Here is a 12,016-nt window from a genome sequence, read left to right as displayed (position 1 = left end):
CTGAGGATTGTTACATCCATTTTTATGATCGCAGCTGGATTCATGTCAATTAGTCTACAGGTAAATGCTCAGGCAAAGGCGACGGCAGTTAGCAATATTACTAACAAAGACGGTTGGAAACCTGACGAAGGCTTCGAAAGCCTTTTTGATGGAACAACACTTACAGGCTGGTGTTACCGGGGCACAAATGGTGAAGTAACCGAGAAGTTTGATGGAAAAGCCAAGTCGTCTGATGGACGTTATTCAACCGCGAATGGGATCCTCACAGTAAACTACCCGGTGGGGGTAGAACGGAAAGTACAGCAGTCCTGGACGCTGCGGGAGTTTCCCAAAAACTTTATTCTGAAGATAGAATTCCGCGCTTCAAAAAATGCGGATAGTGGCATATTCTTGCGTAAGCAGCAGCTCCAATGCCGTGATTATCTTATAGCTGGTCCCTATAAGGATTTGAAAAATTATAAGCCACAAGACTGGAACACTATTATCGTAACTGTGAAAGACAACGTAGCTCACTGTGAGTGCAACGGTGAAGTACTGGAGGATGCTTTGGTATTGCCTTCAACCGGCCCCATGGGATTGGAAGGTGATCGCGGACAGATGGAATACCGTCATATCCAAATAAAAGAGTTATAATGCTTTTAATATTAAATTAATTTCGGCCCAAGAAGCTTTTGCTCTCGTGGGGTACTAATTCTTTTTTGTCTGTTATATCAATTGTATCTTAATTTTCCGATGGAATCAGGGAATTCTATTTTGCAGAAGCCTGCAATTGCCCTTTATGCCAGTAAATCATGTACCGGGCATCATGTAACTTATAAAAAGGAATCAATTCCAGGTTTTTGTAACTGGCAGGACTGATCAAGTCCGGAGCTGTAAAGGTTTGATCTTTTCCGTTTACTGGTTTCAGGTATTTGGTAAGATCAGGGTCATTAGCGGCTAATACCGGTGCCGAATCTAAAGGATACATTTTCCCTCTGGCACGAAAGCCACCAAATTGATCCGAGTCTCCAATTAAATTATCCAGGTCTGACGTGCCGGTCTTTGCTGCCAATACAATAGGACCGTGCAAAAATGCCACATAACCTGAGCTATCGGGCAGTGCTTCCGTACTTAAACCCATTGGTAAACGCACTTCTATTTCATCGCCCTTTTTCCATGCCCGGTTTAATTTTACATAGGTGCCTGGTTGTGTGTCAACAGCCACTTTAGCCCCATTTATTTTTATTTGCAACGCGCCAGGTTTCACCCAATGCGGGTAACGAATGTTTATCGTAAACGCACCAGGCTTTACTGCTTCAACTAAAAGCTGGGTAGTTTCCTGATCCGGAAACTTGGTTTGCTGCGAAAGGACGAATCCCTTTGATGCCCAATTGAGGCGAGAGGGGATAAACAAATTCACGTATAGATCTTTTTGGTGATAGCTGTAAATAAGCTCGGCATATTTACCATGATTTTCCATGCCCGATCCAACGCAGCACCACATGGCTTCCTGTGGTTGCGAATAAACACGGTAATGACGTGGGCGCATAGAAGTGTAATACACGAATCCACCATGTGTAGGGTGCTGACTTGATAATATATGATTATATAAAACACGCTCGTAAAAATCCATGTACTTCACGTTGCCCTCTTTTTCAAAAAGGTGGCGGGTTAGCTTAAGCATATTATACGAATTACAGGTTTCGGGGCCTGCAACGTCGGTAATCATCTTAGTAAAATTACCGGTTGGGTTAAAATGCTCATTTACACTGTTGCCACCAATTACTACCGTACGGTTATTTACCACGGTTTCCCAAAAAAATTCAGCAGCCTTACCATAATCTTTATCGCCTCCAACTTCTGATATGCGTTGAAAACCAACCGCCTTGGGTATCTGCATGTTGGCATGCAGCCCGTTTAGTTCATCTTGTCCTTGTATTAATGGGTTTAAAATCGCTTTATGCGAAAACCGACGCGCCAGAGTAAGGTATTTATCTTGACCGGTTATCACTGACACATCCGCAAATACCTCGTTCAATCCGCCATGCTCCGAAATAAGCATAGTTTGTATCTGTTCGTCGGTCAATTTGGTGGAAACATCATAAATATAGTCTGTTAATCGTACCAGTATTTCTTTTGCCTGTGTTTTTCCGGCAATCAGATACGCGTCTCTTAAACCGGCAAAAAGCTTGTGAATATTATAAAGCGGTACCCATTTTTTGTTCAGAGCAAAAGGTTCAGCTTCAATTTTGCCTGCAGCGATATCCTTCCACATCGCTGTTCCGCCCGGTATGCCGCCTAAATAACCGCTTCCCGTTTTATCCTGGCAACGTTTCAGTTGCGCCAGCATATAATCCAGACGTCTGTTTAACTCCGCATTATGGGTAGAAGCGTACATGTTGGATAATGCTGACAGGTAATGCCCTCCAATATGACCGTCCAAACCTGTATTTTCCCAGTTGCCATAACTTTTCTTCTTTGGTATTAAACCAGCTTCTCTAAGATAGGGAGCGAGCAAACGGTCGGGATCTAAGGCAAGCATATAAGTCATATCTGTTTGTTGTGCGTTTTTAAACACACTGGGTAATAAAGTAACCTGCTGCAGTTTAAATTCCTGCAATGAAGATTGCGCCCTCGCTTGCAATGGCATGGAAAAATATAAAGCGATTAAGCAAAGCCATAAAAGAGGGCGGATTATTTTCTTCGTGTTCATATTTAAAATAACGGTAGTAAAGGTTCGGAAATTGGTTATGATTACTAAGATAAACAAAGTTTTTAATTATTGTGATTATAACACTTATTTTTTTTGTAATCAATAAATTATGAGGAACAGACGCACCTGCAGATAATAAACAATGCTCCAAATATCATTTTTGAATAAGCGCGGCATATATCTTTGCCCGGTTATATACCGATGGGCGCTCAGCCAATTTAATAGCCTGATGATAGCCAAGCGAGGTAAACAAAGTACAAAGGCTTAGGAAAGAAAGGGGATAGGGTACCCAGGAATTAGCCTTATCTGTATCATATTCAACGATTAGGAATGTTGGATTTCCTGAAAAACAAGGCTTCATCTTAGCGATGAGTTTTTTCTTGTTTTGTACAAAGTGGAACGAATTAGCCATTATTATGCCATCAAGATCAGTTAGTTTTAGTTCATCTGTTTCAAAATTAGCTATAGCAAAATTTACCGGAATATCCAGGCGCTGGGTTTGACGGTCAATAGCTTCGATTTGACTACCCACGGGCAACAGGTGAAAAAGCGCATTGGTGAATGTGCCATTTCCACAGCCCAAATCTGCCCAGTGCTGGGGTAAATGGCTCGTAATTCCTTTGGAGATGAGGGCTATGGCATCGCTTTGTTTCATTTTTTTAAAAATTCGTCTGTATCAAAAATAGCCGGTTTAGCCTATTAAGGGAAGAAAAATGTAGTTTGATACTTGGAATTAAAGTTATTGATTATCAATATGATAAAATTTGAACGAATTTGAATGTATTGTGAACAACCAAACCCGGTTTCCTTTTTTAGATTTACCTTAAAATCAACGGGTCCATTCAATTATGAATTCGGTAAAATATTTAACGTTTGTCATTTTATTAATACTGAGTATTCCAGTAAGCGCGCAAACCTTATATGTAGATATATCCAAAGGCCGTGATGATGCCCCTGGGACACTTTATGCACCATTGACCAGCCTGGAGCAAGCGGTAAGCCGTGCCAATAAGTTCAGTGGCAATGAGCCAATCACCATCAGGATAGCGCCAGGCTTATACACCATTACAGAACCGTTGCTAATCCATCAGGAAAGCGCCAGGCCTGTTGCTACAAAATATACCTTTCAAGCAGCTGTTATGCCCGATGATACCGGTTGGACACCATCTAAAATGCCTGTTATTCAATGTGTAGCGGATTCCAACAGGAAAGGTAATTTAAAGCACGCCAGCATTGCTTTTCAAATTGAGCGTAACCAGGTGGTGATTAAAGGACTAAAGTTTATTGGTAACCCTAACCCTGCATCTCAATATTATTATGTCGTAGAAAGGAGGGACAGCACTTTGACCGGCCTGGAAATTTCCCAGTGTTATTTTATAGGGGAAAAGAACTGCGCACCTATGCAAGGCGGCGTTTTTGCGCAAGGTGCTGGAATTCATATTGATCATTGTATATTTTGGGGCGCTAAAAATGCTGTTTTGGCGTTCCTCGGACTCGCGGATTTTTCACTAACCCATTCGATCATTTATGGTGCTTATGAAGGTGCTGTTTGGTATGGTTACGGGCAGAGTTCGCTGATGCCTTTTACTTTTACCGATAATATTATAGCAGACGGAAACTATTTTTGGGTAGGTTATCGGGGCATTCATCGCAATTATAAATTCAGCCATTCCCTTATTTCTGGAAACGTCGCTTATATGGGTTTTAATGAGGAAGAAATCGTGCCGGACCTGCTTAATAAGCCAATCGAAAAACAGGTCAGAAAATCAGGAAAAGTAATTCTGAATGAAATAACAATCAAAGGTCAGCCCAAAGATTATCTCAATCTTAGCCCAACGTCTGCTGGCCGGGACATTGATGCCGGTATTTTCAAACAGGGCCTGCATTAGGGAAAACGGGTAGATTATTACAAAAAACTAACTAAATTCCATTGCTAACATATTATAATACCTGGCGTATATCGTACAAATACATCTCACACGAGGCTTATATATTTGCTCTTACACCAATCCAATTTAAACAACATACTTACTAAGCTCATTAATGGCCTTAGCCCAAATGCTCGGTAACATACAGACGATATTATGGAGAGAATTACCGGTAAATACTTTATTGAAACGCCATTTGATGTAGAAAACGCAGCACAGGTTTTAGCAGGTGAGCAATCAAGCGGCACCTTTATAGCTGTTCCGGGCGAAACGGAGGAGTTAAAAGCGCGGTTTGCAGCCCGCGTTGAATCGATTACCCATCTGGAAACGGTAAACAGTCCGGCAATTCCCGGCGCATCGTCCAAACATAATTTATACCACCGCGCAAATATTGAAGTTTCCTGGTCGGTTGAAAATTTTGGTTATAACCTGCCTGTGCTTATATCAACACTGCAAGGCAACTTGTACGAACTTACCCAGTTTACTGGTTTAAAATTAATGGATATTGAATTGCCCGAGAGTTACAGTAACCATTTCCGGGGGCCCCGGTTTGGTATTGAAGGTTGCAGGCAACTTACGCAGGTATATAAACGACCGCTTATTGGTACCATTATTAAACCAAGCATAGGCATGACGCCTGCTCAAACGGCACAGCTTGTTCAAGTGCTTGCCGAAGCCGGTATCGATTTTATTAAGGATGATGAACTTCTTTCCAAATCGGCCAACTCTTCATTTAACGACCGCGTTGACGCCGTAATGAAGGTTATTAATAACCATGCGGATAAAACCGGCAAAAAGGTAATGTACGCTTTTAACATCAGTGATGAAATTGATACCATGCTTCGGCGGTATGAGTATGTGATAAATGCTGGCGGCACCTGTGCAATGTTAAGCCTCAATAGTGTTGGTTTAGCAGGAGTAAAAAAAATATGTGATCAACGGGAATTAGCTATTCACGGTCACCGGAATGGTTGGGGTATGCTTAACCGCCATCCACTGCTTGGTATTGAGTTCCCGGCTTATCAAAAACTTTGGCGATTGGCCGGTGTTGACCAGATTCATGTAAACGGTATACAAAACAAATTCTGGGAATCAGATGATTCGGTAGTGCGGTCTATCGAAGCATGCCTGAAACCATTGGCTAATGGCACTACAGCTTTGCCTGTGGTGTCTTCGGGGCAATGGGGTGGACAGGCTTTTGAAACTTATCGCCGTACAAACACAACGGATTTATTATACATGGCCGGTGGCGGCATTATGGCCCATCCAGATGGCCCCGGAGGTGGTGTTGTTGCTTTGCAACAGGCCTGGAAGGGTGCAGTTGATGGCCTTTCACAAGATCAGGCCGTTCAGCGTTATTCGGAGTTTGCCAATTCGGTGAAAAAATTTGGTTCAAAAGCATGACGCAGAAAAATCAGCTTTTACTGGCTTATTATGGCGACGATTTTACCGGATCGACTGACGCGCTGGAGTTTCTGAACCGTTACGGCATAAAAACCGTATTGTTCCTGAAGCCGCCAACAGCTGAACAGTTGAACAATTATAAAGGCTTACAAGCTATAGGCATAGCAGGGTTTACCCGTTCAATGCCGCCCGGTGATATGGAAGCAATATTATTACCGGCCTTTAATATTTTAAAATCATTAGGGGCGCCGCACGTACACTATAAGGTATGTTCAACTTTTGATTCATCGGCAACTATAGGCAGTATAGGCAAGGCTATTGATGTGGGCTGGAAAGTCTTTAACAAACCTTTTATTCCGCTATTGGTAGCAGCTCCGGCTCTTGGTCGTTATTGTCTTTTTGGTAATTTGTTCGCCAAACTTGGCATCGGCAGCCAAGGGCAGGTGTACAGGCTTGATCGCCACCCATCCATGAGCCGTCATCCGGTTACCCCGGCAGATGAAAGTGATTTACGGGTACATTTATCCAAACAAACTAATAAAAAAACCGGGCTTCTTGATGTGCTGAAGCTCAATCAGTCTTTTGAACAAGCACAACTCGAATTGCGACATATAATTGAGGACGGCAACGAAGTGGTTTTGATTGACGGTATGGATGAGGCTCATTTAACCCAGGCAGGACAGTTAATAGACAGCTATGCCAGCTCTGATAATCCCCTGTTTTCAGTAGGGTCGTCGGGTATAGAGATGGCCTTAGGTAATTACTGGAAAAACCAACAGAAGTTAGCGGGTGAAGTTGAATGGCCAGATGTAGATGCCGTTGAATCTATTTTAGTGATTTCGGGAAGTTGCTCACCCGTAACCTCCAAACAAATAAATACTGCTATTAATAACGATTTTGCAAGCATTGCGATTGATACCGCCACACTTGCATCATGCAATAATATTAAAGAACTGATAGAACAATATATAAATGAGGCATCTGCTTGTATAAAACAAGGTAAAAGTGTAATTATCCATACCAGCCTTGGAGCAGATGATGTACGGATTAATGATACCCAGCAGGTACTTGCCAAAAAAGGTTTAGATAAACAGGCTATGCTTAGTTACACAGCCCAACTTTACGGTAACACACTGGGCCTTATCGCAAACGGCATTCTTATGAAAACACCGGTAAGGCGAATGGTGATTGCCGGCGGAGATACATCAAGCTTTGCAGCAAGGGCGCTGGAAATAGAAGCTGTTGAAATGATAGCGCCCCTATGGCCGGGAGCTCCGCTATGTAAGGTCCATGCGCCAGGCAAACCGGCACATAATCTTGAAGTGAACATTAAAGGCGGGCAAGTAGGCGACGACAATTATTTTTTAACTGTATTAAAAGGAAAACACTACGAACTATGAAACCAAAAACATTAGGCCTTATACACACATCGGCAACACTTATTCCGGTATTTCAGCAGTTATGTGCTGTGTATCTGCCGGGTGTAAATACATTTAATATTGTAGATGATAGTTTGGTAAAAAATATCATTTCGCGTGGCGAACTTACCGCCTCTATTAGTAAGCGTGTGGCCGACTATATATCATCTGCCGAAGATTCGGGTGCTGATTATATCCTGGTTACCTGCTCCTCAATAGGCGCGGCAGTTGAAGCGGCTGCAGAGCATAGCGGCCTCCCTGTTTTAAGGGTTGATCAACCGATGGCCGATGAAGCAGTACAAATTGGAACGCGTATCGGCGTAATTGCTACGCTGCAAACGACCCTCGGCCCGACCGCAGATCTAGTTAAACGAAGAGCGGCACTGGCTGGGAAACAAGTAGAACTGGTATCAAAGCTATGTGAAGGCGCTTTCGATGCACTCATGAGTGGCAATACCGCCGAACATGATGCTATAGTAACCAATGCTTTGCGTGAGCTATCAGCGGATGTTGATGTAATACTGCTGGCACAGGCTTCAATGGCACGCGTAGTTGACAATCTTGATGAAGCCGACAAAAAAGTACCTATAGTGGCCAGTCCGCCCAATGCTATTAAATACCTGGCTTCCATAATCAATTGATGAGAGCTGCCAGAAAAATATGCCTGATACTAAGCCTGATAATGGTTTTACCGCTTATCTATGGGCTGCTAACATCAAACATAACCATGTGGCAGGCTGCGGCCGTGAGTTTTTGTGTACTGGGGTCGGTAGGTATAGGAGGAGTGCAGGCCTTAAAGAACTATCAATATACTGCCTGGATCATCACCGCAGTTGTATCGGCGCTTATATACCCGGCAGCGTTTTTAAAATGGGGCACTTTTGACCTGCGTAATAAATGGCTCATATTGGGTGTTGTACAAATGGTGATGTTTGGCATGGGCATACAAATGAGCCTGAAGGATTTTAATGGCTTAGGCAGCACTGGTAAAGGCGTACTTATTGGTTTAACATGCCACTTTACCATTATGCCGCTTACCGGCTTATTGCTTACCAAATTGTTTCACTTTGATCCTGAAATAGCAGCGGGCGTAATCCTTATTGGCTCCTGTTCAAGTGGGCTGGCGTCAAACGTAATGGTATATCTGGCCAGGGCAAACCTGGTGCTTTCTGTTACGGTTACGGCCATGGCTACGATGGCAGCACCTTTTCTTACCCCGCTATTGATGAAACTTTTAGCAGGTACGCTTATCCAGATCAAATTTATAACCATGATGATGGAGATCATTAATATTGTGCTGGTACCTATTGGGGCAGCGTTGTTGCACGATTATTTGAAACGTGCATCCCGTAAGCAGCAGAATATTATATATGGAATAGCTATAGGCTGCGCAATTTACCTGCTTATGTTACCATTGGGTTTATACCACAACATGGAGAGCCGTTTTTCGGAGGCCGGGATGCAATCGGCAGGGGTATTTGGATTTTTGGTCGGCGCATTTGTAGTAGGTACAGGCTACCACCAATTATATCGCATGAAACCTAAAATAGATAGTTATATACCCTATTTATCTATGTTCGGCATTATTTATTTTACCGCCGTTACTACAGCTGCCGGACGCGAAAATTTATTGCATGTAGGCTTACTGCTTTTTCTGGCTTCTGTGTTTCATAACAGTGCCGGTTATTTTTTTGGATACTGGCTAAGCAGAGTATTTGGGTTAGATAAAAATTCATCCCGTACGGTAGCATTTGAAGTAGGTTTACAAAATGGCGGTATGGCATCTGGGCTGGCAGGTACAATGGGCAAGCTGGCCACAGTTGGTTTGGCGGCCGCAGTTTTTAGCCCGTGGATGAATATCTCCGGATCTGTTTTAGCCAATTATTGGCGTAAGCGACCCGTCTATGACGATTTACCCAAAATGAAAGTCCTTAAGTCAAAAGAATATCTTCAGTGAGTTTTTTGGATATATGGTGAGATCAATAGAAATAAGCATGAATGAAACACTAAAGTTCAATCCGTAAGACCTAACGTTCTTTTGGAACATAACGATCATAAAAGACGCCTGTACCTTTGGCATCCAAGCGACCTATAATAACAGCCTCCGAACTATTTGAAAGATCAAACTTAGGTTGCAGATGCTCATGTTCCCCGGCGCCAATTGGAAGATCTGCAATGCTCTCTTGATCAAGGTCCGCCAATTTTAGAAGAATGTTGGCAAGGGATCTTAATCCTTCCGGATCACCATGAATTAAAACCTCATTCCAATGCTCTTTGATACCTTCTAATTCATCTTCATTTTGAGTTACTATTATATCCAAATGTCCGGTGATTGGTGATTTGTACTTTCTCATATAGTTGGTAAATAATGTAATCATAAAACTAAGAGAAGTTGTTTCTAATCTATCCTTTTCTCTAAAAATAGAAAGCCTGCAATTATTAATTGCAGACTTTTTGAAGCTGCCTCATCGTCGTTAACCTCAATATTATTCTTAGCCAATACGGCAATAACCCGCTTTACCGAGATCTTTCTATTTCTAAAATGCGTAGGGGTATGTCTCAGCGTAGACCCAATATATCGCGCACTGCTTCGCGATAGGTGTTACCAATAGGTATTTTTTCACCGTTAACCGTCAATTGGTGAGTCTCGATCATCGTAACATGCTTAATAGCTACGACAAAAGACTTGTGTACACGGATAAAATCAGAGACGGGCACCAGGTCGAATACAGCGCTCATATTCTCACGGATAAGGATATTTCTGTCTTTGAGGTGAACGGTTATATAATTTCCATCTTTTTCCAGGTAAAGAATGTCGCATAGCTTCACCGGGTAAGTTTGTGGGCCGCTTTTCAAGTAAACGGTCAATTCATTACTGTTGTCTATGTTTTCGGAGGAGCGAACTTTTGCCGCTTTTTGCACAGCCGTGAGGAAACGCTCGAAAATGATCGGCTTGAGTAGGTAATCAACAGCATTGAGGTTGTAACTTTCCACAGCGTAATGGCTGTAGGCGGTTGTAAAGATGATCATCGGCCCGGGTGACAGTGACTGTGCCAGTTGCATCCCGCTGATCTCGGGCATATTGATGTCCAGGAAGATCAGATCGACTTTTTCATGGCTCAGCCAGGCCATGGCTTTTAAGGGCTCGCGAAAGACGGCTTTCAGCTCAACGAGATCGCAGTCCGCACAATAAAGCTCGAGCACTTCCAGGGCCATCGGCTCATCATCTATGGCGACACAAGTGATCATAAAAGGTTAATTTGAAGGGTTACCATATAGTTTTCGTTTTGCGGCCCAGTCTGCAGCGAATACCTGCCGGGATAGAGTAGGTCCAGCCGGCGTTTGACATTTGCCAGGCCAATGCCGCCTTTTTCTTCCTGTAGTTTTTTCACCGCACTGTGATCGATGTTTTCGCAGGTAAAAACCAGCTTTTGCGCACTAACAGAGATTGCCAATTCGATATAGGATTGCCTGCCAATGGCAACACCATGCTTAAAGGCGTTTTCTAAGAAAGGGATGAATAGCATGGGAGCAATTTGCACCGCGGCAACGGTGGAAGACTCCGGATAGTGAAAACTAACTTCGAGCTCGTTAGTGGCATAGCGCATCCTCTGAAGGGCCAGATAGTCCTGCAAACAGCCGATCTCTTTCTCCAGAGAAACCTGGTCTGTGTTGCTTTCATAAAGCATATAGCGCATCATGCCCGATAATTTGGCGATCCTACCCGCCAGTTCACCTTTTCCCTCTGTTAAAGCCATAGAGAAGAGGTTATTGAGTGTATTGAACAGAAAATGCGGGTTCACTTGCGCCTTGAGAAATTTGATCTCTGTATCCAGCTGTACAGCCTCCAGCTGCGAGCGAAGTTTTTCGGCCCTGGCCCATTCTTTTAAAAAGAAATAAGCTATAGAAAGGCCGAAAATAATAATGAATATAAACAATACCATATTTGAGAAACCACCATCGGGTAATACAATAGGGCGGACATCCCCGTCTTTTTGTATGTGGCCCAGACGATCCGGTATACGGGCTACCGAATCAGGTGCGAACCCACGGATGGTGAGCTGTTTTTGGTTGGGCAACTGTTGCACAATGTTTACAACAGGGTCATCCCTTTCAATGTGGGAGGGAAGCTGGTTATGAAGGTAGTTATTTGCCAGCAGGATGATAGCAAGCCAAACAAGCGGCAGCATCACCCTTATCAATATGTTTTTATAATGAAGCGTTTTTTTTAATAACCAAAGTGCATTGCCGTAGAACAATACGACGAGCATACCAAGCGTAAAAAAAACACCGGGCGACAAGACATGCCTGATGTCCTTGTCCACAATAGTGCCGTTGTGATCAAGCCGCATACTGATGTGCGGGACCGTTAGCAACAGTAATGTATAGAAAACAGCTGGCCAGAAAGCGATATGAAGCGCTATCTCTATCCAATCGTTTTTCTTAACAGCAATCATATAAAACAAAGGTAATCCTTATAACAAGTCACCGGTAAATAATGTGATGAACGGCCGATTTTTGTGATGAAGGAGCCCTGTCATTTTGCCGGATAAACAATCCGTACCGTTCATCAC

Annotated in this window: 11 protein-coding genes; 6 read left to right on the top strand and 5 right to left on the bottom strand. The window is 43.1% G+C overall.

Annotated features, from left to right (window positions below; genetic code table 11):
• Nucleotides 1-24 precede the first annotated feature (24 nt).
• A complete protein-coding gene (locus SNE25_RS21480; RefSeq protein WP_321561058.1) occupies nucleotides 25-633 on the top strand; it encodes a 3-keto-disaccharide hydrolase in 609 nt (202 codons plus the stop codon).
• Between the two features lie 115 nt (nucleotides 634-748).
• Here the strand turns inward: SNE25_RS21480 and SNE25_RS21475 are convergent, their stop codons facing one another.
• A complete protein-coding gene (locus SNE25_RS21475; RefSeq protein WP_321561057.1) occupies nucleotides 749-2,629 on the bottom strand; it encodes a glycoside hydrolase family 127 protein in 1,881 nt (626 codons plus the stop codon).
• A gap of 217 nt (nucleotides 2,630-2,846) precedes the next feature.
• The gene (locus SNE25_RS21470; protein ID WP_321561056.1) at nucleotides 2,847-3,347 is read right to left on the bottom strand and encodes a class I SAM-dependent methyltransferase; all 501 of its coding nucleotides are present in this window, start codon (nucleotides 3,345-3,347) and stop codon (nucleotides 2,847-2,849) included.
• Nucleotides 3,348-3,540: 193 nt separating this feature from the next.
• On the opposite strand from SNE25_RS21470, the gene SNE25_RS21465 reads away from it, so the two are divergent.
• The 5 genes from SNE25_RS21465 (at nucleotide 3,541) to SNE25_RS21445 (ending at nucleotide 9,399) form a co-directional block, all read left to right on the top strand.
• On the top strand, nucleotides 3,541-4,581 hold the full coding sequence (locus SNE25_RS21465) for a right-handed parallel beta-helix repeat-containing protein (RefSeq protein ID WP_321561055.1): 1,041 nt from the start codon (nucleotides 3,541-3,543) through the stop codon (nucleotides 4,579-4,581).
• Nucleotides 4,582-4,776: 195 nt separating this feature from the next.
• Nucleotides 4,777-6,024, top strand: coding sequence for a ribulose-bisphosphate carboxylase large subunit family protein (locus tag SNE25_RS21460; RefSeq protein WP_321561054.1), 1,248 nt, complete (start codon nucleotides 4,777-4,779; stop codon nucleotides 6,022-6,024).
• Nucleotides 6,021-7,424 carry a four-carbon acid sugar kinase family protein gene (locus tag SNE25_RS21455; RefSeq protein WP_321561053.1) on the top strand — a complete coding sequence of 468 codons (1,404 nt, stop codon included), beginning with the start codon at nucleotides 6,021-6,023 and terminating at the stop codon, nucleotides 7,422-7,424. The genes SNE25_RS21460 and SNE25_RS21455 overlap by 4 nt, the downstream gene beginning before the upstream one ends.
• Nucleotides 7,421-8,083, top strand: a complete 663-nt coding sequence (locus SNE25_RS21450; RefSeq protein WP_321561052.1) for an aspartate/glutamate racemase family protein — start codon at nucleotides 7,421-7,423, stop codon at nucleotides 8,081-8,083. Before SNE25_RS21455 ends, SNE25_RS21450 begins: the two co-directional genes overlap by 4 nt.
• A complete protein-coding gene (locus tag SNE25_RS21445) occupies nucleotides 8,083-9,399 on the top strand; it encodes a bile acid:sodium symporter family protein (protein ID WP_321561051.1) in 1,317 nt (438 codons plus the stop codon). The genes SNE25_RS21450 and SNE25_RS21445 overlap by 1 nt, the downstream gene beginning before the upstream one ends.
• A gap of 70 nt (nucleotides 9,400-9,469) precedes the next feature.
• Here the strand turns inward: SNE25_RS21445 and SNE25_RS21440 are convergent, their stop codons facing one another.
• From SNE25_RS21440 to SNE25_RS21430, 3 genes are all read right to left on the bottom strand, one after another.
• Entirely contained in the window at nucleotides 9,470-9,796 is a 327-nt protein-coding gene (locus tag SNE25_RS21440; RefSeq protein ID WP_321561050.1) for an Imm32 family immunity protein, read from the bottom strand.
• Nucleotides 9,797-10,001: 205 nt separating this feature from the next.
• Nucleotides 10,002-10,691: a LytR/AlgR family response regulator transcription factor gene (locus SNE25_RS21435; RefSeq protein WP_321561049.1), complete on the bottom strand. Its 690-nt coding sequence runs from the start codon at nucleotides 10,689-10,691 to the stop codon at nucleotides 10,002-10,004.
• Nucleotides 10,688-11,899: a sensor histidine kinase gene (locus tag SNE25_RS21430; protein ID WP_321561048.1), complete on the bottom strand. Its 1,212-nt coding sequence runs from the start codon at nucleotides 11,897-11,899 to the stop codon at nucleotides 10,688-10,690. Before SNE25_RS21430 ends, SNE25_RS21435 begins: the two co-directional genes overlap by 4 nt.
• Between the last annotated feature and the right edge of the window lie 117 nt (nucleotides 11,900-12,016).

This window comes from Mucilaginibacter sabulilitoris (assembly GCF_034262375.1).
GTDB classification, from domain to species: domain Bacteria; phylum Bacteroidota; class Bacteroidia; order Sphingobacteriales; family Sphingobacteriaceae; genus Mucilaginibacter; species Mucilaginibacter sabulilitoris.
This window is presented reverse-complemented; position numbering and strand designations above follow the sequence as displayed.

Bases quoted from the DNA above. Each gene is read 5' to 3' on its own strand.
- SNE25_RS21480 (WP_321561058.1), top strand. From the start codon at position 25: ATGATCGCAGCTGGATTCATGTCAATTAGTCTACAGGTAAATGCTCAG.
- SNE25_RS21475 (WP_321561057.1), bottom strand. From the start codon at position 2,629: ATGCCATTGCAAGCGAGGGCGCAATCTTCATTGCAGGAATTTAAACTG.
- SNE25_RS21470 (WP_321561056.1), bottom strand. From the start codon at position 3,347: ATGAAACAAAGCGATGCCATAGCCCTCATCTCCAAAGGAATTACGAGC.
- SNE25_RS21465 (WP_321561055.1), top strand. From the start codon at position 3,541: ATGAATTCGGTAAAATATTTAACGTTTGTCATTTTATTAATACTGAGT.
- SNE25_RS21460 (WP_321561054.1), top strand. From the start codon at position 4,777: ATGGAGAGAATTACCGGTAAATACTTTATTGAAACGCCATTTGATGTA.
- SNE25_RS21455 (WP_321561053.1), top strand. From the start codon at position 6,021: ATGACGCAGAAAAATCAGCTTTTACTGGCTTATTATGGCGACGATTTT.
- SNE25_RS21450 (WP_321561052.1), top strand. From the start codon at position 7,421: ATGAAACCAAAAACATTAGGCCTTATACACACATCGGCAACACTTATT.
- SNE25_RS21445 (WP_321561051.1), top strand. From the start codon at position 8,083: ATGAGAGCTGCCAGAAAAATATGCCTGATACTAAGCCTGATAATGGTT.
- SNE25_RS21440 (WP_321561050.1), bottom strand. From the start codon at position 9,796: ATGAGAAAGTACAAATCACCAATCACCGGACATTTGGATATAATAGTA.
- SNE25_RS21435 (WP_321561049.1), bottom strand. From the start codon at position 10,691: ATGATCACTTGTGTCGCCATAGATGATGAGCCGATGGCCCTGGAAGTG.
- SNE25_RS21430 (WP_321561048.1), bottom strand. From the start codon at position 11,899: ATGATTGCTGTTAAGAAAAACGATTGGATAGAGATAGCGCTTCATATC.